The sequence below is a fragment of the Nakamurella sp. genome (assembly GCF_044224575.1).
GTDB lineage: Bacteria > Actinomycetota > Actinomycetes > Mycobacteriales > Nakamurellaceae > Nakamurella.
The window spans coordinates 110,751-131,992 of sequence record NZ_JBGAKE010000008.1; the positions used below are offsets into that span (position 1 = coordinate 110,751).

Annotated in this window: 20 protein-coding genes; 11 read left to right on the forward strand and 9 right to left on the reverse strand. The window is 69.3% G+C overall.

From position 1 onward, the window contains the following. Positions 1-10 precede the first annotated feature (10 nt). The 4 genes from ACILSK_RS11270 (at position 11) to ACILSK_RS11285 (ending at position 3,714) form a co-directional block, all read left to right on the forward strand. On the forward strand, positions 11-229 hold the full coding sequence (locus ACILSK_RS11270; RefSeq protein WP_395727250.1) for a DUF6582 domain-containing protein: 219 nt from the start codon (positions 11-13) through the stop codon (positions 227-229). A 51-nt stretch (positions 230-280) separates the two neighbouring features. Continuing rightward, complete coding sequence (locus ACILSK_RS11275; RefSeq protein ID WP_395727251.1) at positions 281-973, forward strand: alpha/beta hydrolase; 693 nt, start codon at positions 281-283, stop codon at positions 971-973. 93 nt (positions 974-1,066) lie between these two features. Next, positions 1,067-1,285 (forward strand): hypothetical protein, encoded by a 219-nt coding sequence (locus ACILSK_RS11280; protein WP_395727252.1) that lies wholly within the window; start codon positions 1,067-1,069, stop codon positions 1,283-1,285. Between the two features lie 80 nt (positions 1,286-1,365). Continuing rightward, positions 1,366-3,714 carry a DUF4157 domain-containing protein gene (locus ACILSK_RS11285; RefSeq protein WP_395727372.1) on the forward strand — a complete coding sequence of 783 codons (2,349 nt, stop codon included), beginning with the start codon at positions 1,366-1,368 and terminating at the stop codon, positions 3,712-3,714. A 51-nt stretch (positions 3,715-3,765) separates the two neighbouring features. Here ACILSK_RS11285 and ACILSK_RS11290 read toward each other — a convergent pair whose 3' ends face one another. Beyond that, entirely contained in the window at positions 3,766-4,836 is a 1,071-nt protein-coding gene (locus ACILSK_RS11290) for an ROK family protein (RefSeq protein ID WP_395727253.1), read from the reverse strand. A gap of 697 nt (positions 4,837-5,533) precedes the next feature. On the opposite strand from ACILSK_RS11290, the gene ACILSK_RS11295 reads away from it, so the two are divergent. Genes ACILSK_RS11295 through ACILSK_RS11315 form a run of 5 tightly spaced genes read left to right on the forward strand, consistent with a single transcriptional unit; the run spans position 5,534 to position 11,639 of the window. Then, positions 5,534-6,535, forward strand: coding sequence for a carbohydrate kinase family protein (locus ACILSK_RS11295; protein WP_395727254.1), 1,002 nt, complete (start codon positions 5,534-5,536; stop codon positions 6,533-6,535). Then, positions 6,532-8,907 carry a glycoside hydrolase family 65 protein gene (locus ACILSK_RS11300; RefSeq protein WP_395727255.1) on the forward strand — a complete coding sequence of 792 codons (2,376 nt, stop codon included), beginning with the start codon at positions 6,532-6,534 and terminating at the stop codon, positions 8,905-8,907. Before ACILSK_RS11295 ends, ACILSK_RS11300 begins: the two co-directional genes overlap by 4 nt. After that, a complete protein-coding gene (locus ACILSK_RS11305) occupies positions 8,900-10,330 on the forward strand; it encodes a sugar porter family MFS transporter (protein ID WP_395727256.1) in 1,431 nt (476 codons plus the stop codon). Before ACILSK_RS11300 ends, ACILSK_RS11305 begins: the two co-directional genes overlap by 8 nt. A 17-nt stretch (positions 10,331-10,347) precedes the next feature. Beyond that, positions 10,348-11,154, forward strand: coding sequence for an HAD family hydrolase (locus tag ACILSK_RS11310; RefSeq protein WP_395727257.1), 807 nt, complete (start codon positions 10,348-10,350; stop codon positions 11,152-11,154). Continuing rightward, the gene (locus ACILSK_RS11315) at positions 11,154-11,639 is read left to right on the forward strand and encodes a hypothetical protein (protein WP_395727258.1); all 486 of its coding nucleotides are present in this window, start codon (positions 11,154-11,156) and stop codon (positions 11,637-11,639) included. Before ACILSK_RS11310 ends, ACILSK_RS11315 begins: the two co-directional genes overlap by 1 nt. Here the strand turns inward: ACILSK_RS11315 and ACILSK_RS11320 are convergent. The 5 genes from ACILSK_RS11320 to ACILSK_RS11340 form a co-directional block, all read right to left on the reverse strand. Continuing rightward, positions 11,588-12,448 (reverse strand): tryptophan-rich sensory protein, encoded by an 861-nt coding sequence (locus ACILSK_RS11320; RefSeq protein ID WP_395727259.1) that lies wholly within the window; start codon positions 12,446-12,448, stop codon positions 11,588-11,590. The genes ACILSK_RS11315 and ACILSK_RS11320 overlap by 52 nt on opposite strands. Positions 12,449-12,601: 153 nt before the next feature. Beyond that, positions 12,602-13,666: a zinc-dependent alcohol dehydrogenase gene (locus tag ACILSK_RS11325; protein ID WP_395727260.1), complete on the reverse strand. Its 1,065-nt coding sequence runs from the start codon at positions 13,664-13,666 to the stop codon at positions 12,602-12,604. Positions 13,667-13,717: 51 nt separating this feature from the next. After that, positions 13,718-14,248, reverse strand: a complete 531-nt coding sequence (locus ACILSK_RS11330) for a flavodoxin domain-containing protein (protein ID WP_395727261.1) — start codon at positions 14,246-14,248, stop codon at positions 13,718-13,720. A gap of 53 nt (positions 14,249-14,301) precedes the next feature. After that, positions 14,302-14,700 carry an HPP family protein gene (locus ACILSK_RS11335; RefSeq protein WP_395727262.1) on the reverse strand — a complete coding sequence of 133 codons (399 nt, stop codon included), beginning with the start codon at positions 14,698-14,700 and terminating at the stop codon, positions 14,302-14,304. A gap of 119 nt (positions 14,701-14,819) precedes the next feature. Beyond that, the gene (locus ACILSK_RS11340; protein ID WP_395727263.1) at positions 14,820-15,419 is read right to left on the reverse strand and encodes a hypothetical protein; all 600 of its coding nucleotides are present in this window, start codon (positions 15,417-15,419) and stop codon (positions 14,820-14,822) included. Between the two features lie 248 nt (positions 15,420-15,667). Here ACILSK_RS11340 and ACILSK_RS11345 point away from each other — a divergent pair, with 248 nt between their 5' ends. Both ACILSK_RS11345 and ACILSK_RS11350 read left to right on the forward strand, forming a co-directional pair. Then, positions 15,668-16,102 (forward strand): hypothetical protein, encoded by a 435-nt coding sequence (locus ACILSK_RS11345; RefSeq protein WP_395727264.1) that lies wholly within the window; start codon positions 15,668-15,670, stop codon positions 16,100-16,102. A gap of 250 nt (positions 16,103-16,352) precedes the next feature. Then, complete coding sequence (locus ACILSK_RS11350; protein WP_395727265.1) at positions 16,353-17,288, forward strand: patatin-like phospholipase family protein; 936 nt, start codon at positions 16,353-16,355, stop codon at positions 17,286-17,288. Positions 17,289-17,344: 56 nt separating this feature from the next. Here the strand turns inward: ACILSK_RS11350 and ACILSK_RS11355 are convergent, their stop codons facing one another. From ACILSK_RS11355 to ACILSK_RS11365, 3 genes are all read right to left on the reverse strand, one after another. Next, on the reverse strand, positions 17,345-18,148 hold the full coding sequence (locus tag ACILSK_RS11355; RefSeq protein WP_395727266.1) for a hypothetical protein: 804 nt from the start codon (positions 18,146-18,148) through the stop codon (positions 17,345-17,347). A gap of 1 nt (position 18,149) precedes the next feature. Beyond that, entirely contained in the window at positions 18,150-19,433 is a 1,284-nt protein-coding gene (locus ACILSK_RS11360) for an ATP-binding cassette domain-containing protein (RefSeq protein WP_395727267.1), read from the reverse strand. Positions 19,434-19,591: 158 nt separating this feature from the next. After that, entirely contained in the window at positions 19,592-21,160 is a 1,569-nt protein-coding gene (locus ACILSK_RS11365; RefSeq protein WP_395727268.1) for an ABC transporter permease, read from the reverse strand. Positions 21,161-21,242 lie beyond the last annotated feature (82 nt).

Below are 21,242 nucleotides of genomic sequence, written 5' to 3' on the forward strand. Positions count from 1 at the left end.
GAGCGGCAAGATGAGCAAGGACCTGAGCAGTACCAAGAACCGCAAGAAGCTCGACAAGAAGTCGTTCGCGTTGCCCGGGAAGCGGAAGTACCCGATCCCGGACAAGGTGCACGCCCGGAATGCGCTCGCCCGGGTCGCCCAGCATGGCACCAAGGACGAGCAGAAGAAGGTCAAGGCCGCCGTGCACAAGAGGTTCCCGAGCATCGGGAAGAAGGACAAGAAGTCGTGATCCGGACGGCACCCGAGCACCCCGGTCGTCGGTGCGGATTACCCTGGCCGGGTGCCGATCCCCCCGGAATTGCCGACCCACCAGGTCCGTTGGCTGGGCCGGCCGGCGCCGGATGACCCGGCAGTCCCGACGCTCGTGCTGCTGCACGGGTACGGATCGAGCGAGGCCGACCTGATCGCTCTGGTGCCCGCGCTGGGCCTGTTCCTGCCGGGCGTCACCGCCCGGGTGGTGGCCGTCCGTGGTCCCTACCCGGCGCCAGGCCGGCGAGGTCACGCATGGTTTCCCGGACCGCTGCTGGCACAACCGCCGCTGGCCGACATCGCCCACACCGGTGAGCTCATCGCCAAGGTCGTCCGCCACTACACCACATCGTCGGTGCTGATCGGGTTTTCGCAGGGCATGGCGGCGGCGATCACGACGATGCGCCGGTCTCCTGATCTCGTCGGCGGGCTCGTCGGGCTGAGCGGGTATCTCTACGACGACGCGCATCCGGGCGACCACCAACTCCGGGTGATGGCGACGTCCGGGCACGGCGTGCCGGCCTTCGTCGGCTACGACCCGGTCGATCCACGGGTGCCGGGGGTCGCCCTGCGGCATGCCGTCACCTTCCTGCGGAGCCACTCGGCGCTGGAAGAACATACGTATCCGGGGATGGGGCATAGCATTTCGATGCCCGAGCTCACCGACGTGGCGCAGTTCCTGCGACGCCGGCTGACCGTTGGTCCCGGCGCCGGCCCGCGCTAGGTCGTTCCGTGCGCGCAGCGGATTGCCTGGACCCGATGCCGGGTACCCACCGGTGGCGGCCGCCGCAGTGCGGCGGCGTCGATCTTTTCGTAGGTGCCGGCAAAGGGGTTCAATATGAAGGTTCTGGGCAAGCTGGGTGCGGTGGCAACGGTCTATTCACTGCTGCGCAGCCCGGCCGGACAGCGCATCGTGGAAGAGGCGAAGCGGCAGGCGCGGGATCCGGAGAACCGACGCCGGGTCGCCGACTTCGTGGGTCGGCTGCGCTCGGGTGGTGCCCGGGATGGAGAGGGCGTCGAGCGGTTGCCCCGCTGAGCGCCCGCCCCATAGTCTGACCCCAGCCAGAGGGTGACCGACGGTCCGGCGTCCCTCGGTCGAGCGACGCGGGGGTGAGCATGCACACCCATCGGGAACGTGAGCGGGTCGGGCCGTCCCACCGCGGACCCGGGTCGGATCGGCTCGAGGCCTTGACCCGCCCGGCCGAGATCGCCGTCGACGGTGGGCCCGTTCCCGGGCTGGTCCAGCCGGGAACACTCGTGGTCGGATCGGTGAGCGACGCGGCCGAACTCGATGCGGACGCCACCGCCCACCGTGCGCTCGGCATCCTGCGTCGACGGGGCGGTCGGACCGCCGAATCGACGGGCGGGCCGGCGGCCGGCGGCCCCCCGCGGCCGGATCCCGGCGGTGCGATCGGTCCGGCGGGTGGCCCGCTGCCTCCGGTCGCCGCGGCGGCGTTGGCGAGGTTGGGTGCCGGCCTACCCCTGCCGGCGGCCCACCGCGGGCCCATGGAGCAGGCGTTCGGCGCCGACTTCGGGGCGGTGCGGGTGCACACCGGCGACGGGGTCGGATCGGTCGCCCGGAGCATGCAGGCGCGCGCATTCACCCTGGGCCGGGACGTCTACCTACCGGACGGGCTGCCCGACGTCGGCACCGACCAAGGCCGGCACCTGCTGGCCCACGAGCTCGCGCACACCCTGCAGGGAGATCCGGGCCGGATCGGCCGGTTCGTCGATACCGGCACGCTGACCGCGCCACAACGGCACGCCCTCGTGCACGCCTACCGCACGGACAACCTGGCGAGCGCCATGTGGGGCCGGGAGAGCGACCTCGCGCCGATCGCCACCGGCCTCGGCATCCGGATCAACGTCGTGGACTATTCCACCAGCGGCGGCGCCGACAGCGACACCGATCAGATGAAGTCCTATGGCCAGGGCGCCCCGATCTACCTGCGGTACAGCGGCGACCACTACAACATCCTGGTGCCCGCGGCCCGGGGGCGCTTCAGCTACACCCCGGCCCAGGGTCAGGCGCTGCGGTTCCGGTCGAACCCGGTGCCGGGCAACGGCGATTGCCTGTACGTCTCGATCTGGCGGGCCGCCCGGACGGCCGTCGGGCAGCTGGCCGCCCTGGTCAACCCGCAGGCCCCCCCGCCCAACTCGGACGCCGCCGGGCAGCAGTTCCTGCGTGACCTCGCGCACGGCGCCAATCCTGCGGTCACGGATGCCGACGTGCTCAACGAGATTGCCGCATTGACATTGCCGCTGTCTGACGAGCACGTCGGTCCGGCACTGACCGCGGCGCTGCAACCCCATGTGTTGGCCCAAGCCCAGGCGCCGTCGGCGAAGAGCGGCAAGGACCGGCAACCACGGCGGGTCCGATTCGCCGAGGACGCGCTCGCCTCGGAGATCGACGGCTCCGCGTCCGGCCCGGTGAGCAAGCAGGTGCTGTCGCCCGGCGAGGTCAAGAAGCGCCTGGCCGGATTCAAGAACGCGCCGCAGTACTGGGCCGATCTCGACTGGGTGTCCATCGACGCGAACCTGATGAAGGCCGAGATCCGGGCCGGGCATCCGGAGTTCGACCGGATCGCGGAGGCGGTGGCGGTCGGACTCAAGGACAGCCCGTACACCTCGCCGGCCGGGGAGAGCACCCGCATGGAGGTGATCCGCAAGGCCCGCGACGATCTGGCGGCGAAGCCGGCCCGGACGAAAGAGGAAAACGACCGGCTGGCCATCATGGATCGACGGCTGCGCGAGGGCACGCGAAAGGGTCCGGCGGCGCCGCGGTCCCGGCCGGTCGTCATCGATCGGATCGAGGTGATCGCCAACCAGGCCCTGTGGTCGGCCTACCAGGCGGCCGTGCAGAACATCCGGGGCGAACTCAAGGCCACCGGGACCGTCAAGCCGTTGCGCAAGGTCGCCTTCGGCGGCCACCGCTCGCAGGTGCACGACGCGAAGGGCCAGGACCCCGCGGGCGAGGTGAACCTGTTCCACGGCACGTCGCCGTTCGTCATGGACATCCTGGAGAAGAGCGGGTTCGATCCGTCGTTCTCGGCGAACAAGGCGAAGCCCGGAGCGAAGAAGGCCAGGTACGGACCCTTGGGGCAGGGCGTGTATTTCGCCGACGTCATGTCCAAGGCCATGACCTACGCCCGCTGCCCCGTGTGTTCCGACTACGACTGTCAGGTGCACAAGGACGAGACGTACGAGATGCTCTACTCCCGGGTCGCGCTCGGCCGGACCAAGAAGGCCCACGCGATGCTGCAACGCGGCGACCTGCGGGCCGACGATCTCTCGACCCTCAAGGACGACCGGCATTCGGTCTACAGCAAAGGGGTGGCCCAGGCGAACTACAACCTGTTCGACGCGGCGTCCGGTCAGAACGAGTACGTGGTCAAGGAGGCGGCACAGACTTACCCGGAATTCCGCATCTATTACCAGGTGCAGAACCCGAAGAAGCCGCACTGACCCTGACCGTGCCGAGCGTGGCGCGCTCGTCCGGCGACACGCGTTGTCGCGTCAACCCTGGTAGACCGCCCGCTGGCAGGCCTGCGCCACCGCGCCCATGAGTTCCGCGCGGAGCCCCAGTTGTGCGGTCCGGACCTCGACGAGCGCTGCGTTGGCCGGCTGTGAATACAGATTGATCGACTCCCGGACGCCCTCGACGAGCGGTTGACCGGCGGTGCCGAGCACACCACCGAGGACGATCATCGAGGGGTTCAGGCAGTTGCAGATGTCGGCCAGGACCCGGCCCAGGATGCGGCCGGAAGCCATCACGATCCGGGTGATGGTCGGATCCTCGTTGCTGCGGGACAGCGGGAAATCCGGGTCGGGGACCGAGTCCAGGCCGGCCGCCTTGAGCCGCTCCTCCACCACCGTGCTCGACACCACGGTCTCCAGGCAGCCGCGGTTGCCGCACCGGCACCATCCTTCCTGACTGGTCACATTGGTGTGCCCGATCTCGCCGGCGATGCCGTGTGATCCCTGGTACGGAGCTCCGTTCAGAATGAGGCTGGCCCCGATTCCCTCGCCGGCCTTGACGTAGACGACATCCCGAAAGCCCTTGGCCGCGCCGAACCGAACCTCGGCCCCGGCGCCGAGATCGGCATCATTGGCGACGACGACCGGACCGCCCAGCCGGCTGCCGAGTTCGCGTTCCGGTTCGAGCTGCGCCCAACTCGTCATGATCGTGGAGGACTTGATTCGCCTCGTCCGCACATCAAGGGGCGCGGGGATGCCCGCGGTGATGCTGCGCACGTCGAGGATCGACAGGTCCAGCTGGCTGAGCAGCCGATGGGCCGCACCCGCGGCGACGTCCAGGGCGGCCGAGGCCTGGCCGTCGACATTGACGTCCGAATGCTGATCCGCCAGCACTCGCCCGTCCGTGGTGGCGACCGCGACCGATACGTGCGTATGTCCGAAGTCGATGCCGAGCACGACGCCTCTTGGCGGTGCGACCACCAACAGGGCGGACGGGCGTCCGCGACCCGCCCCGCGGCCGCCGGCCTCGAGCACATCCTCGACGACCAGCCGCTCGTTGAGCAGATCGAGAACGGAGTCGGCGACGGCGCTGCGAGATAAGCCGGTCAAGCGACATAAGTCAGCCCGCGTCACACCGCCTTCGCGTCTTATTACCTCCAGCAGGAGTTCGCGTGAGCGGTGGCGGCGGGATGAGGGCATCCTTGCGGTCGTCATCGAGGGCAACGCTAGCATATTTACTCCGGTAAGCAACCAAAAATCATATGAAGCATCCGGGTGTGAGACAGGTCACGCCCGCCGTCGTGCCCGCGAGGCGGAGCCTGGACCAGGCGGGCCGTCCGTCCACCGACCGCCCGGCCCCGGGCCGTCGGAGGTGGGCCGGCGGATGTGCACCGATGCCGGACCGGCTCGCCGCTCCTCCCCGAGGTGCTGCTGTCCCGGGCCGGGGTCTGAGCGGAAGAAATCGGTCCGTCGTTCTGCCGTACTCCATGCATTTCTCGCGCGGGCCGGCCGGCAGGGGCGGGGGAGGCGCGCGGGAGGGTCCGGTAACGCGATTTACCATTCAGTCGGGCCTCGGTGACCGGCCGTCCCTGCGTCAACACGAACACAATTGACCCGGTACTTCTGCCGCTTGAGGCGCAGGGGCTGGATTTCGTGATGTCGCACACCCGGTCGGGTCGGTGTCTAATACGCCTGGGACGAGGCAGCCGAATCCGAACTCGTTCGTCGCTCAATCACGGGCAGAAGATCGTTGTACATCAGCCGGTTTCGCATTCACGCGCGCCGCGGTCACCCTCGGAGGCACGATTTGTCGGAGTTCAGCGCTACCGTCGCGGTTCTCGGTCCCATTCCCTACGATCGGATTACCACGCACCGCGGTGACGTCATCGAGAAGTACGGCTGCGTCCTGTACACCGTGGCGGCGCTGGCGTCGTTGATGAACGGCAAGGGTCGGATCTGCCCGATCGTGCACGTGCGTCGGAAGGATGAGGAGGCCATCAGACGGGAGCTGTCACAGTTCCCGAACGTCGACCTGACGGGAGTGCGGGCCACCACCGGGCGCGGTGACGTCGTCGAGCTGGAGTACATCGACCAGAACAAGCGAATCGAGCGGCAAACCGGCTTCATGTCCCAGATCGTCCCGGAGGACGTCGAGTTCGCCCTCGACGCCGACGCCTTCGTGTGCGTGCCGATCACCGACTACCAGGTCTCCGAATCCACTCTGGCCCACATCAAGGCGCACAGTTCGGCCGCCATCCTGCTCGATGCGCACGGCCCGACGAACACCCTGACCAAAGGGGGGACGCGGCACCATCGACTCTGGATCGACCGGGACTCCTGGCTGCCGCACATCGACATCCTGAAGATGAACCTGGAAGAGGCCGGGTGCAGCTGGTTTCCCTCACCCCTCTCACCGACCGGGATCACCACCGGGGCGCCGCTGCGGATGGCCGAGCTGCCGGCCTTCGCCAATCACTGCCTGCATCGGGGGGTGAAATGCGTGTGCGTGACCCTGGACGAGCACGGCTGCGCGGTGTATTACCTGGACGCGGCCGGGCGGCTGTGCGAGGAGTTCGTCGATCGCCTCCAAGTCGACCATGTCATCGACACCACCGGCTGCGGTGACTCGTTCGCCGCCGGTATGGGTTTCGGCTACCTGCGGCACCAGGACTTCGTCCGGGCCGCCCAGTACGGCAATGCGATGGGCGCGCAACGGTGCTCGGGAACCGACCTGTCTGTCTACCTGTCGCTGGCGCAGACCGAGCAGCAACTCGCCGAGGCCTACGGACAACTCGAGTACGCGGTATGAGGGCGAGCTGCGGGCGACCCGATTCGAGCGGAACGGATTGGCTGGTCACCGAGTCCGGCTTCGACCCGACGACCGCCGACGTCTTCGAGACCCTGTTCACGGTCGGCAACGGCCGCATCGGTACCCGAGGTGTACTGGAGGAGGGCCGCCTCGGAGACCGTTCCGGAGTGTTCATCAACGGCGTCTTCGACCACCACGACGCCCAGGTCCGCGATCTGGTGAACGCCCCGGACTGGCTCGACCTCGCGGTGTTCGTCGACGGAACCAGGATGGACGTGCAGTCCTGCGCGGTCGTCGAACACGAGCGAACCCTGGACTTTCGCGGTGGGGTCCTGCACCGGCGAACGGTCTTCGAGGACGATCGCGGCCGGCGCACGACCCTGCGGACCGTTCGATTCGCCAGCCTGGTGGACCCCGATCTGTGCGGGGTGCGGGTCGAGATCACCACCGATTCCAGCGCGCTGGTCACCGTCGAGAGTGGGATCGACGGCCGGCGGACGAACCTGGAACTGCTGCCGGTGTACCCCGCGGATACCGTCTTCGATCCGGCGACCGCGTGGCAGAAATGGTCACAGTCGCGACATCTGGATCCGGTGGCGCGCGGCGAGGACGGCGACGCACTGTATCTCGAGGTGCGGACGCTCGAGACCGACATCACCATCGGGTACGCCGCATCGGTCTGCGCGACGATACCGCCCGTCCGCCGTACGGTGCGGCGCGGTTCCGATCGGATCGCCGAGCAGCTGGACATCCAGGCTGCCGCCGGCGAGGCCGTCGTGCTGGACAAGCTGGTCGTGATCGGCACGTCGCGGCGCGGCCGCACCGCCGTCCGCGCCGACGCACTGGCTCGACTCGCCGGGCATCGCCGATCGGGGTTCGACGCCGGCCTGGCGGCCAGCCGCGAGGTCTGGGACAACAGGTGGGCGGATTGCGACGTTCAGATCGTCGGTGATGCCGACGCCACCCGGGCGGTTCGGTTCGGCATCTACCACCTGCTGATCGCTGCCGACGAGACCGACCCGACGGTCAACATCGGCGCGAAATCCCTGTCCGGGGAGGGCTACCGGGGCCACGTCTTCTGGGACACCGAAGTCATGATGCTGCCGTTCTTCCTGTTCACCCGGCCCCGGACCGCGCGGAACCTGCTGGAGTATCGCCATCACACCCTGGACGGTGCCCGGCAACTCGCCCGCGAGACCGGCACCGCCGGCGCGCGGTACCCATGGGAGTCGGCGGACACGGGCCGTGAGGAGTGCCCGGTCCAGACTCCGGACGGCCTGAACCGGTTCTGGACCCGGGACCAGGAGATCCACGTGTCGGCCGACGTCGCCTACGGGATCCTGACCTACCTGGAGGCGACCGGCGACGAGAGTGTGTTGCTCGACTTCGGCGCCGAAATCCTGTTCGAGACCAGCCGCTTCTGGGCGGATCGGGCGGAATGGGACGAGGTGGCGGGACGTTTCGCGTTGCGCACAGTCATGGGGCCGGACGAATTCCATTCCCACGTGGACAACAACGCCTTCACCAACCACCTGGCCCGGTGGCATCTGCAGCGGGCCGCCGAGGTGTACGACGAACTGGCGGCCCGGCATCCGGCGGCCCTCGCCGAGATCGTCACCAAGATCGGATTGCTGCCGCGGGAACCGCTGTGCTGGCGTCAGGTTGCCGACGGAATCGCCGAGCCTCGGGTCGTCGGCGGCGTGGTCGAACAGTTCGACGGCTACTTCGAGCGCCGGGACGTGCCGATCACCGAATGGGACGGCAACGACATGCCGAAGTACCCCGACGGACTGCATCACTTCAATTGCGAAGACACCATGCTGCTCAAGCAGCCGGACGTGGTCATGCTGATGCACATGCTGCCCGGCGAGTTCGACCGAGCGGTCAAGCTCGCGAACTTCGAATTCTACGAGAAGCGCACTTTGCACAAATCGTCCCTGAGCCCGGCGATCCACGCGATCATGGGGATCGAGGTGGGCGACGCCCGTCGGGCGGTCCAGTACTTCACCAGGTCCGCATTCGTCGACCTGCACGACAACCAGGGCAACACCAGGGACGGCATGCACATCGCGTCGGCCGGCGGCACCTGGCAGATCGTCGTGCACGGATTCGGCGGATTCCGGGTCATCGACGGGCAGATGCATGTCGACCCGTGGCTGCCCGAAGGTTGGCAGCAGATCCGGTTCCGGCTGTACTGGCAGGGATCACCGATCGCCGTCGCGATCGGGCACGCCGCCGCCACGTTCGACCTCATCGGCGACCGGGTCGAACCCGTCACCATCCTCGTCCGCGGGGAACCGGTGGTTCTCACCGCGGGCGGGACAACGGTCGTCCAACTCGACAAGGAATGGGCAGGAGCGCGGAATGGGTGAGCACGGAGCCGCTTTCAGTGCGGCCGGATCGATCTACGACGACGATTCCGCCGGACGGGGGGTGGTGCGGATCGCGAGCGTCGCCGCCCTCGGCGGGTTTCTGTTCGGGTACGACAGCGCAGTCATCAATGGTGCCGTGTCCGCGATCGAGCACCAGTTCCAGGCCGACGCGGCATCGCTCGGATTCGCCGTGGCCTCGGCGTTGCTCGGTGCGGCCGCCGGGGCGTTGATGGCGGGCCGGCTGGCCGATCACCTCGGGCGGCTGGCTGTCATGAAGGTGGCGGCCGCGTTGTTCCTGATCAGCGCGATTGTCGCCGGCCTGGCCCCGAATTTGTGGTGGCTGATCATCGGTCGCGTGATCGGTGGACTCGGCGTGGGCATGGCCTCGGTGATCGCGCCGGCTTACATCTCCGAGATCGCGCCGGCCCGCATTCGCGGCCGGCTGGCGTCGCTGCAGCAACTGGCGATCGTCACAGGCATCTTCATCTCGCTGCTCGTCGATTTCCTCCTGGCCCGGGCCGCGGGCGGTTCCACCGAGATCCTCTGGTTCGGGTGGGAGGCCTGGCGCTGGATGTTCATCGCGATGGCCGTGCCGGCGGTGTTGTACGGCGTGCTGGCCCTGACCATCCCGGAGTCGCCCCGGTTCCTGATCGCCAAGCATCGAATTCCCGAGGCGAAGGCGATCCTGAGCAAGTTGATCGGCGACGCGCACCTGGACGACAAGATCGCACGCATCCGGTCGACCATGGAACGGGAGACCGAGCCGTCCTGGAAGGACCTGCGAGCCCCCGGTGGCAAGATCGCCGGAATCGTCTGGATCGGTCTCGCCCTGTCCATCTTCCAGCAGTTCGTCGGCATCAACGTGATCTTCTACTACTCGAACATCCTCTGGGAGGCGGTCGGGTTCGACGAGGGTCAGGCGTTCGTGATCACCGTGATCGGCGCGGTGATCAACATTCTGACCACCCTCATCGCGATCGCCACCATCGACCGGTTCGGCCGGAAGCCCCTGCTGATCATCGGCTCCATCGGCATGACCATCAACCTGGCCACCATGGCGTTCATCTTCGGCACGGCGGACGTGGTGAACGGCGCCCCGGTGCTGTCCGGCGCACAGGGCCCCATCGCACTTGTCGCGGCCAACTTGTTCGTGATCTTCTTCGGGATGTCCTGGGGTCCGGTGGTCTGGGTGCTGTTGGGCGAGATGTTCCCGAACCGGATGCGGGCCGCGGCGCTGTCCCTGGCCGCCGGGGGGCAATGGGTGGCCAACTGGATCATCACCGTGTCCTTCCCCGGCCTCAAGGACGTGTCGTTGGCCCTCGCCTATGGTCTCTACGCCGGATTCGCCCTGCTGTCACTGCTGTTCGTGATGCGGTTCATCCAGGAGACCAAGGGTAGGCAGCTCGAAGACATGCACGGCTGAGGGGCCGGACGAATTCGATGCGTGACACCGAATCAGATGTGCCCCAGGCCGAACGGGCCGCGTCGACGGTTCGGGTCGAGGACTCCGACGCGATCCTGTTCGATCTCGATGGCGTGCTCACCGATACCGCCACTGTTCACGAGCGGGCCTGGGCCAGGATGTTCGCCGAGTTCCTCGGCGGCCGATCCGGGTCCCCGGACCCATACACCGACACCGACTACTACACGCACATCGACGGTCGGCCGAGATTGGAGGGAGTGCGGGCCGTGCTCAGGTCCCGGGACATCGATCTGCCCGAGGGCCGAGAGGATGACGGACCGGACCGGGCCACGATTGTCGGCCTGGGTCGGCGAAAGAACGCGGTGTTCGCCGAGCTGATGCGCACCGAGGGTGTGCGACCTTACCCGGGATCGGTCGCGCTGCTGGACTGGCTGGGTGATCGGAGCGTTCCGATGGCGGTGGTGTCCAGTTCGCGCAACGCGGCGGCCGTGCTGAGCGCTGGTGGTCTCCGGCACCGATTCGAGGTCGTCGTCGACGGTGCCGTCGCGTCCGGGCGCGGGCTCGCGGGCAAGCCCGCGCCCGACACCTACCTGTATGCCGCGGCGCTGCTGGGGGCCGCACCCTCCCGCACGACCGTGGTTGAGGATGCGATCTCCGGGGTCCGGGCCGGCCGGGCCGGCGGCTTCCGGGTCACCGGCGTCGACCGTGGTGTGGGTCGCCGCGACCTGTTCGCCAACGGCGCCGACCACGTCGTCGACGACCTGGCCGAACTGATCGGACCTGCCTCGAGCCGTCCCGGCCCGGCCGATCGTGAGGTGCCTTGATGGAGAACGCACTTCCGGATCGAACGACCCCGGCGGTGGCCGTTGTCGGTGCCCGGTACGACCCGGTCACCGTCGCCGGCCGGATCGCCCGGATCGACGCCGATCTGCGGTGGCTGCAGCGCCGCCTCAGCGGTTCGGTCCGGACCGTCGGTTACCGGTCCGACGGAACGGCGATCAGCACAACGATCCCACCGGCGAGCGGATCTCATCGGATGCTGCTCATCGAGCAGCGCGCCCGACTGCTCGGCGAGCTGGGCCACTGGCGCAAGGTGCGCGAATGGCAGATCGCGGCCGGGCGCATCCAGGATCACGGTCCGGCGACGATCTCGCCCGGAGACTCGGTGAAGATCCGCGGACGCTGGCACCGCGTGCTGGGCACGTACCACCGAACCCTGCGGATCGACGGTGGCGGGGGTCGGGCGAGGGCCGTGGCCTACCGGATGGTTTCCGACCATGCCCCAGGGGATGAGGAATCGGTCGACTGACCCGTCGCCTGCCCCGGCCTCACACGCCGGACAAAGCCGAAGATCCCGGCCGTCAGCAGGACGACGGCCACGACGATGGCCGCCACCCCGGTGATCACCGACGGCGGCGCTCCGGAGAGCCGGCCGAATGCGATCCAACCGATGCCCCAGACCATGGCCAGCGTGATCGCCGGATTCCCGCGCCCGGTCCGGATCAGCACCAGCCCGATGCCAAGCGCCGCCACCAGAACGAGGACGGCGGCGAGTTGGGCGATGCCAGGAGCGGGCCGAATACCCGTGGTGATCAGCCAGGCCGTGACGTTGGCGCAGGTGGCCACGCTGACCCAGCCGACATAGAGCCCGATCGTACCGTCGACGACGACGGCGTCCAGCCGGTGGGCGCTCGCCGTTCCGCTGCGTCGACGAACCACCACGCCCAGCACGAGGGTAAGAACGATGATGATCACGACGCTGACCGGCAGCCAACCGGCCCGCACCACGAGCAGCCAGCCCGCATTGAGCAGCATCGACGCGGCCACCCACCACCCGATGCGCCGGTGGAGCGCAGCGGGCAGCCGGCCGGGGAGCCACTGCACCACCGTGTAGGCGGCCAGGCCGAGGTAGATCACCGACCAGATCGCGAATGCCGGCCCGGCGGGGGCGAGCAGCGTCGCGTCGGCGGCCAGGGCCCCGCCGGCCGATTCCGCGACGGCGGGCCCGCCGAGGACGCCGGCGCCCACCAAACTCCCTATCACGCAGGTGATCTCGCTGATGGTCACGAAGGCGGCACGGGTCAGATCGCCGTTGGTGGTTCGCGCTGACGTCGTCATCGGATGAGAACCGGCACGGTCATTGCTCCTCGGGTTTCGGTAGTCCCTCGGCCAGTTCCCCGCGTGCTCGCCGGGCAATCGGCGCGGCGACCGATCCCGCCTTGCCGGTCCGGCTCATTGACCCCGACCCCGTTCGGCCATCCGCACTCGAGTTCACCCGACGGCGTGCCCGAGACCGGAGGCCGCCGGCTGCCGCGCATCGTCCGCACGCAGATCGAAGACCAGCCGGGCCGGGACCGTCCCGTGCAGCACATCGGCCATCGACTTCTCGACGTCCTCGAGCCGGCGGGTCTGGGCGATCACGGTCGTCCGGGCCAGGGCGTGCAACCTGAAGACCTCGACGAGGTCCTCGCGGGTGCCGACGATCGACCCGATCACGGAGATGCCCTTGAGCACGGTGTCGAACACCGGAAGGGTGAGTTCACCATCGGCGGGTAGGGAAACCAGGACCAGGCGGCCGCCGCGGTTGAGCGACGCGAACGACTGGGCGAAGACGGCCGGCGCCACCGACAACACGATCGCCACGTCTGCTCCGCCCAGCGCCCGAATGGCGGCGACCGGGTCGTGCCGGGCCGCATTGACCGTATGGTCGGCGCCGAGTTCGCTGGCCATCCGGAGCTTCTCGTCGACGACATCGACGGCGATGACCTCGGCACCGACCAGTCGGGCGTACTGCACGGCCAGGTGGCCGAGTCCGCCGATCCCGAACACGGCCACCCGCTCCGCGGGCACCACTCGGGCGGCCTTCACCGCCGCGTAGGTGGTCACCCCGGCGCAGGTCAGCGGGGCTGCGTCGAGCGCGCTGACGGCATCGGGCACCGGCACGGCGAAACGGGCGTCCGCGACGGCATAGTCGGCGAAGGCGCCGTCGATGGAGAATCCGGTGTTCTGTTGGCTCTCGCACAGGGTCTCCCGCCCGGAGACGCAGTAACGGCAGGCCCCGCAGGCCGAGCCCAGCCAGGCGAGGGCGACGCGCTCGCCCAGGCGCCGGCTGGCCACTCCGGGACCGAACATCTCGATCCGACCGACGCCTTCGTGTCCGGGCACGAACGGCAGCGACGGCTTGACCGGCCAATCACCGCGGGCGGCGTGGATGTCGGTGTGACACAGGCCGCAACTCTCCAGTTTGACCAGGACCTGACCGGCCCCCGGCGTCGGGATCGGCCGTTCCTGTACCTCGATCGGCTGGTTGAATGCGGTGACGACGGCGGCACGCATGTTCTCGTTCCCTTCTGTTCGATACCGGTTGACTCATCGAGTGCGTTGCGGTCAGGAAGTGGCGCCGGTGGTCGACGCCGCCAGTTCGACGGCGATTTTCCGAGCCCAGTCGGTGATCTGCGCGAAGTCCCGGTAGTCACCGGCGAGGTCGCTCTTGGCCATGCTGCCGGCCACGATTCCCTTCGCCGTCGCCGGCTCGATCCGGCCACCGAATGTCGTGGGCGGGTTCGCACCCAGCGCGATCGCGTACGCCGCCACCTTGCCCGGCGCCGGCACCGTCGTGTGTGCCTGCCCGGGGCCGAGCGGCCCACTGTGGAACAGCCAGACCGGGACCGGATGGCCGAGCTTCCGGTTGGCGGCCAGCTTCTTGAGCAGGGCGCGTGCCGGTCGCAACCAGCGTCCGGCGTAGAGGCCACTGCCGAGAACGACCGCGTCGTACCCGGCCCCGTCCCGCACATCGGCCGCCGGGATCAGGTCGACATCGAGCCCCCCGCGGCGCAGCTCGTCGGCCACCGCCCGGGCAATCCCTTCCGTGCCACCCATCCGGCTGGCATAGGCCACCAGGGTTCTGGACATTGTCATCCGCCTCGATTTCTGCTGAAGGATGCCGGTCGTCCGTTCGCGGTTCCGCCGGCTCAGGTGATCGCGCCGAGCAGATCCCGCCGGGTGATCACTCCGACCACGCTGCGGCCGTCGACGACCGGCAGGCAGCGGATGCGTTCGTCCAGCATGATCTGGGCGGCGTCAGCCGCGTCCGCGCCGGGCGTCAACGACTCGACCGGGCTGGTCATCACGTCGACGACGCTGTCACCGCGGCGCCGATGACGGCGCAGGTCATGCGGGCGTCGCTCGTCGGGCTCCACCCGGCCGTCGAGAAGGTCTGCCTCGGTGACGATCCCGACCAGTCGACCGTCCTCGTCAATGACCGGCAGAGCGGTGAAACCTCTGCTTCGCATCGTGCTTGCCGCGTGCTGGACGGTGCTCGCGGAGCTGATGGTGACGGCGGGGCTCGACATGATCTCGCGGATCAACATGGCTGCACCTGCTTCCTCCGTCGGGACGGATCGAATCTGCTGTCCCTGAACGGATGTCAGGGAGTCGATGGGCTGCAACGATCGGCCCGGGTGGCGTCGGGTCGCTGCCGCGGCGCGCTTCAGGTGGACCGCGAACCGGCGTCGAACGACGCCCACTCGGCCTCCCACATCTGCCGTCGGCGCCGGTCCAGGCTCCACCCGGTCGCCCGCCGGAATGCCAGGAACAGGACCCCCAAGGCCAGCCAGCCACCCGCCGCGGCCAGGACGAGAAGTCCGGCCGCGGTCTGGGTGGTCATCGGCCGGTCCACCACCGTCCCCTGCTCGTCCAGCCAGATCGTCTGATGGTCGCCGATCCGGGCCCCGACCCGGACGACGATCGACCCGCTGACCGGCCGACCGTCGCGACCCGACCAGGTGGCGGTGGCGGTGGGTTGAACCACCGAGGCGGAATGCGGATCGGCGATGACGACATCGGCGTCCGACAGCAGGACCGCCTCGGTGGCGGTCACGCTGTGCTGGACGTCGGCCACCTGTGACTCGACGCTCGGCCACTGGGCACTCGCCATCGTGGCGATGAGCGGAATGCTCAGCAGCCAGGCGATCACCAGGCCGACCGTCAGCACCACCTCGGCGCGGTCGGAGCCGCGGGCCAGCGGGTTGCCCCAGACCCTCATCGCCAACGGCGCGCGGTGCGCGGGCCGGGTCGGACGTGCGTTCATGGCCCCTCCGAGGACTCGGTCGGTGTCGTCATGCCACGACCCCGCGCCACGTCGCATGAACTGGCACCACTGTCGTCGGGTGGGTTGCCGCCCGGCAGGGAAGAAAGTCCCCTTTCCGCCTCGAGCCCGTCGCCGCCGACCGGATACCGGGACCTTCGACCCGCCGACGCACGCCGTCCGCTCCTGTCGGGCCGGACGGCACCGGTATTGGCTGGGGGTGACCCTTTTCCACCCGGTGAGGAGGACCCATGAGCGTCCCGACGACCGAACCCGTCCGCACCGTGGCCCGCCCGTTCGCCCGCGCCGCGCTGATCTGCCTGGAGGGGTTCGTGACGGCCGGCGCCGTCTTCGGCGGTGTCGGACTGATCGCGAACAACGCGATCGGCATGCTGCCGGAATGGTTGGAACGAACTCCGTTCACGTCCTGGTTCTGGCCGGGTGTGCTGCTGCTGCTGATCGTCGCGCTGCCGATGGGGGCCGCCGGATTCGCCGAGATCACCCGTCGCAGCTGGGCGTTCGCCGCATCGCTGATCGCCGGGACCGCCCAGATCGGCTGGATCGTCGCCCAGTGGTTGATCTTCCAGCGCTATTTCGTCCTGCAACCCGTCATGCTGGCCTGCGGGATCATCGTGGTCGTGCTGGCGTGGTGGGTGCACCGGGCCGAGCCGTTGCGGCGGCGATGACTCCCACCGAAAGGCGTCGCCCGGGCCACCGTCGCATGTTAGCCTGGGCCCGATCGTGATCAACCGGCCGGAGGTGAGACCCATGTATGCAGAACTCGAAGTGGGTGCTCCGCTGCCGTCCACGATCGCGCGACTGACCTAGGTCGCCACCGGGAGCGCCCGCCAGGCAACCTCGCGGAAGGCACTCCCCATGAACAGCACACCTGCTGAGCAATTTCCCACCATTTCGACGGCACCGTCCGACGGAGCGATGACCGGACGCGACCAGCGGCCGGTCGACGCGACCGGGCGGCTCCCCGGCGCGGGCCGCCGAGCACTGGTCCTCGGTGGCGGGGGATCGACCGGCAATGCCTGGCTGATCGGCGTCGTCGCCGGCCTGTTCGAGGCCGGGTTGGACGTCACCGGCCCCGACCTGACCGTCGGGACGTCCGCCGGGTCGACGGCCGCCGCCCAGCTGGCCGGGTCGGACCCGGTCGATCTGTTGGCCGCCGCGCTGACCGCGCCACCCCCGCACCTGTCCGGTGCGGCGGCCGCCGGTTCGGGCCGCCCGGCGAACCGGCCCGTGCAGAACCACCTGGACAGGATCACCAAGATCATCGCTGCCGCCGAGGACGCGGCCGACCTGCGCCGGCTCCTGGGCGACGCGGCCCTGGAGCTGGACGAGGCGTCGGACGGATCCTGGTCGGCCCGGTGGCGGGCCACGGTCGCGGCCCGGTTGCCCGACGCCCGCTGGCCGCGCCGGCTCGTGCTCATCACGGCGATCGACGCGGCGACCGGCGAACCGGTCGTCTTCGACCGGCACAGCGGGGTCGACCTGGTCGATGCGGTCGCGGCCAGTTGCTCCAGCGGCCTGCCCTACCGGGTCGGCGACCACCGCTACCTCGACGGCGGTTACCGGGCCAATGCCGAGAACGCCGATCTGGCCGCCGGTTACCGGAGCGTGCTGGTGCTCTCACCGTTCGGTGGGCGATCGCTGACGCCCGCATCATGGGGAACGCATCTTGCCCACCAGGTCGATGAGCTACGCGAGGGCGGCAGCCGGGTCGAAGCCATCTGTCCGGAGCCCGACTCGGAGTACCTGTTCGGCACCAATGCAATGAATCCGTCCCTGCGCCCGGCCGCGGCCGGAGCGGGTCATCGCCAAGGACTGGCCGCGGCGGGGCGGCTCGCCGAATTCTGGAACTGACGGTCGCCCATCGACGCGCCCGTCAGGAAGGCCCTGACCGACGAATCAGCGCACCATCAGAGCTGGCGTCGGCCGAGCCGGTGGACGGCGAACCCGGTTAACGCGACGCAGGCGACTGCGGCCACGACCAGTGCCGGCACGAAATCGGACATCGTCGCCGTGGTCAGCAGTTCGGCCTGTGCACCGGCCAGCGTCGAGGGCAGCCAGCGATGGATCGCCGACACACTTCCGGCGACGGACAGCAGGATCAGCCCACCCAGCGCGGTCCCGACCGTGGGGAGGACCCCCCGGGTCACCGCCGCCGCGGCGGCGACGACGGTGACGACGAAGGCGAGGTAGCCGGCCTGACAGATGAAACCGGCGAGCATCGGCCCGGGGGGCAGCGGTCCCAGCAGCAGGGCCGTCTCGTACCAGGCCGCCAGCAGACCGACCGCATAGGCGAGCACAGCGGCGACGATCGGCACCAGCAGCCGTGGTTCGAGCAGCCGCCACATGCTGCTCGTCCGGGTCCGCAGGAAGACTGCGATGCCCCGCCGGGAGTCGAAGGCCAACGCTCCGGCCGCGATGACGACGACCACCACCAGGCCGGTTTGGGTGACCTGACCCAGGTAGTTCACGATGCCGTCCCGGGGTTGCGGCGCCGGAACGAGGATGGTCATCTCGGACTGCACCCGCTGCAGGATGTCGGCCAGGTACTTCGCCGTCACCGGTCCGAGCAGGCCGAAGACCAGGTACACGCCGAACAGCGCGATCCAGCGGGGCGTTCGGAACAGACGCAGCCACTCGACCCGCCAGGGACCGACCGCCCGCCGGACCGCTGGCCTGGGGGTCGTGGCCGTCGCCGTCGCTGATGTGATCATGTCAGGCTCCTCCGACATGTGTCAGTGCGAGGAAGGCCGCCTCGAGATCGGCGGCGACCGGCTCACACGACACCAGACGGAACCCACCGGACGCGAGAACCCTTGGGATTCCACGCTCCCCGTCCTCGATCGTCACCGCGTCGATCCGGACGGCGTCCGGTCCGACGGGCACGGCGCTGGTCACCCACGGTTCGGCGGCCAGCCTTTCCCGGACGGCCGGCACGTCCCCGGCGACCCGTACCAGCCAGCGCGGTTGCAGCCGTTCGTCGATGAGCTGCTGGGTCCGGCCCTGATACAGCAGGCGGCCGCTGCGCAGGACACCCACCTGATCGGCGACACGTTGTACGTCGGAAAGGATGTGGCTGGAGAAGATCACGGTGCGGCGACCGCGCATGCCCAGCACCAGGTCGAGCATGTTGGCGCGGCCGGCCGGGTCGAGCGCCGACGTCGGCTCGTCGAGGATGAGCAGTTCCGGGTCGCCCACCAGGGCACAGGCCAGGCCGAGACGCTGCAGCATGCCGCGGGAGAATGCGCCGACCCGGCGGTCCAGATCATCGCCCAATCCCGCGACGGTCAGCGCGTCGGTCGCCGCCCCGGGTGACCGATCGAGGTCGATCATCGCCGCGGCAAGTTCGACGACCTCGACCGCGGTGAGCCATCCGTCGAACTCGGGGACATCCGGGCACACAGCGATCCGCTTGCGCGGCAATCCCACCCGCACAGTTCCACGATCGGCTCGGCGGGTGCCGTCGAGAATCGACAACAGAGTGGTCTTGCCCGATCCGTTCGGCCCGACGAGACCGTAGATGCACCCGCGGGGCACTGCCAGGTCGACATCGAAGAGGCCCTTCCCGCCGAAATCCCGGGTCAAGCCATCGGTCTGCACCAGCACGGTCGGGTCGGTCGGGGCCGGGCGGGTGACGCGGCCGATCGGGCTCGGGACCCGGACCGGCGCGGCCGCGACGGCGGATGCCGGTCGGGGTGGCTCGGGATGGGCCTGATCGTCATGGTGCGAATCGGGTCCGCCCGGGGGTGCGGGTGGAGCGCTCTTGGGTTGGCGGCCGGCGACGAGGTACGCGATGGCGCCGAACGGCAACGCAACGATGGCGATGATCACCGCCCAGACCGGCTTGGGCAGGTAGGCCACCGCCGGCCGGCGGATCAGATCGACGAGCGCGAACACGACCACGCCCAGCACCAGCGCGAGCACCGGGACCAGAGCCAGCAGGACCTGGCCGGAGGGCAGGTTGATCGCGCCGTCGGCCCGGAACATCGCGGCGTCCATCGACGTCACGATCGGCGCCGGCGCAGTCCAGGTGCAGTCATGACGTTCCTCCCTCAGCGCCCATTTCGCCAGATCCCTTTCGGCGTGGACAGAGTCGAAAGGCCCGCGCGCATCGGGCGGGCCATCGACACCTGCGGCAGAGGTCCGTCGCCGGGTGCTCAGGCCGGCGCTATGTCCCGCTGCGCGAACCGATTGGTGCCGATCCACGTCAACGCGACAGCGACGATCGTCATGATTGCCAACGGGGCCCACGTCAGTGGCTCCAGCGGCGCGTAGGGGGTCGCGGACAACGGCAACAGGTCCAGGAACCACGGCGGCAAGCGGAACACCTCACCGAACATGGTGATGAACCACATCGCCGCCATGACACCCCACGTGATCGGAATCGCCAGCCGCGGGAAGTAGCCCCAGAGCAGGACGGCGAGCCCGACGAAGACCATGACCGCGGGCCAGTACGCCAGCGCGGCCAGCGCGAGCCGCCCGCCCTGCGAGCTGTCGTGCAGGGAGGCGCCGTAGACCTCGCCGATCAGGAATCCGCCGAGGGTGAGCAACACCGCCGACCACACCACCGGAATGGCCAGCCGCTCAAGGGTCCACCGCCATCTGGACAGCGCGCCGGCGAGCTGCGGCTCGATGATCCCGGACGCCTCGTCGGAGCGCAGGGACAGCGTGGTCTGCAGGGCGAAGATGACGGTGATCAGGGCCATCATGCTGACCAGTAGCGCTAGCAGGGCGGCGACACCGGTTCCGCGCAGCAGATTCTCGGCACCCGGGCCGGCGTCGGCCAGCAGGTCGGTCATCGCCTGGACGACCGAGCCCATGAGGGCGCCGCCGAGCACGATCGCGACGGTCCAGCCGATGATCGGGTTGCGCTGCAGCCGCAGGGCCAGCCCGAGCGGCGTGGCGTAGCGGGCCGGCGCTCCGGCCCGTCCGGGGCGCTGCGGCACGAGTCCCGCGCCGAAGTCGCGCCGGGCCTCGAGTTGAGTGGCCGCCACCAGCAGAACGGCGGTGAGCGCGAGCAGCAGCAGCAACGGCCACCACCGGTTGCCCCCGTAGGGCTGCATCTGCTGGCCCCAGCCGACCGGCGACAGCCACGACAGCGCGCCGTTGCCCATGTCGCCGATCATGCGCAGCACGTAGAGCGCGATGAGCACGGTCGAACCGAGCGAGTTGGCGCCGCGTGAGGTGGAAGACACCTGCCCGACCACCGCGCCCACGCCAACCCCGACCAGGCCGATGCCGGCCACCGACGCACCGAGGATCAGGGACCCGGCGACACCCGTTCCGGCGGGGTCGAGGGACCCGCCGATCGACACCACCGCGAGCAGGATGCCGACCGCGACGCACAGGGCGCCGGTGACCAGCCAGGATGCCGTCGAGTAGGCGTGGACGCCCAGGGCGCGCGAGCGCAGCAACTCGGTGCGACCCGCTTCCTCGTCGGCCCGGCCGCTGCGCGTGATGAGGAAGACCGCGCCGATCGCCAGGGCGAGCACGACGGTCATCCACCCCTTGGTCCAGACCGCGCCGCCCATGGTGCTGGCCGCCGACGAGAGCCCGGTGAGGGCTTTGATCCCGGGGGTGTTGGAGAGCGCGGCGAAGTCGTCGAGCGACTGCTGATTCGGGAAGACCGTCCGGTAGTAGCTGACGATGTACTGATACATCCCGACGAGCGCGACCACCCAGACGATCAGGCGCACCCGGTTGCGGCGCAGGACAAGGCGAACCATCGGGCCCAGGCCGCGGTACCCGTCTACCGGTGTCCGTCGGCGGGTGGACGGAGGGTCGTCCCGCAGGCTCCGCGGCACCGAA

Coding starts and splice junctions, on each gene's coding strand:
- ACILSK_RS11315 (WP_395727258.1), top strand. CDS start 11,154: ATGGAGAACGCACTTCCGGATCGAACGACCCCGGCGGTGGCCGTTGTC.
- ACILSK_RS11350 (WP_395727265.1), top strand. CDS start 16,353: ATGACCGGACGCGACCAGCGGCCGGTCGACGCGACCGGGCGGCTCCCC.
- ACILSK_RS11330 (WP_395727261.1), bottom strand. CDS start 14,248: ATGACAATGTCCAGAACCCTGGTGGCCTATGCCAGCCGGATGGGTGGC.
- ACILSK_RS11365 (WP_395727268.1), bottom strand. CDS start 21,160: ATGGTTCGCCTTGTCCTGCGCCGCAACCGGGTGCGCCTGATCGTCTGG.
- ACILSK_RS11360 (WP_395727267.1), bottom strand. CDS start 19,433: ATGGACGCCGCGATGTTCCGGGCCGACGGCGCGATCAACCTGCCCTCC.
- ACILSK_RS11305 (WP_395727256.1), top strand. CDS start 8,900: ATGGGTGAGCACGGAGCCGCTTTCAGTGCGGCCGGATCGATCTACGAC.
- ACILSK_RS11345 (WP_395727264.1), top strand. CDS start 15,668: ATGAGCGTCCCGACGACCGAACCCGTCCGCACCGTGGCCCGCCCGTTC.
- ACILSK_RS11285 (WP_395727372.1), top strand. CDS start 1,366: ATGCACACCCATCGGGAACGTGAGCGGGTCGGGCCGTCCCACCGCGGA.
- ACILSK_RS11270 (WP_395727250.1), top strand. CDS start 11: ATGAGCAAGGACCTGAGCAGTACCAAGAACCGCAAGAAGCTCGACAAG.
- ACILSK_RS11320 (WP_395727259.1), bottom strand. CDS start 12,448: ATGACGACGTCAGCGCGAACCACCAACGGCGATCTGACCCGTGCCGCC.
- ACILSK_RS11340 (WP_395727263.1), bottom strand. CDS start 15,419: ATGAACGCACGTCCGACCCGGCCCGCGCACCGCGCGCCGTTGGCGATG.
- ACILSK_RS11355 (WP_395727266.1), bottom strand. CDS start 18,148: ATGATCACATCAGCGACGGCGACGGCCACGACCCCCAGGCCAGCGGTC.
- ACILSK_RS11335 (WP_395727262.1), bottom strand. CDS start 14,700: ATGTTGATCCGCGAGATCATGTCGAGCCCCGCCGTCACCATCAGCTCC.
- ACILSK_RS11300 (WP_395727255.1), top strand. CDS start 6,532: ATGAGGGCGAGCTGCGGGCGACCCGATTCGAGCGGAACGGATTGGCTG.
- ACILSK_RS11310 (WP_395727257.1), top strand. CDS start 10,348: ATGCGTGACACCGAATCAGATGTGCCCCAGGCCGAACGGGCCGCGTCG.
- ACILSK_RS11325 (WP_395727260.1), bottom strand. CDS start 13,666: ATGCGTGCCGCCGTCGTCACCGCATTCAACCAGCCGATCGAGGTACAG.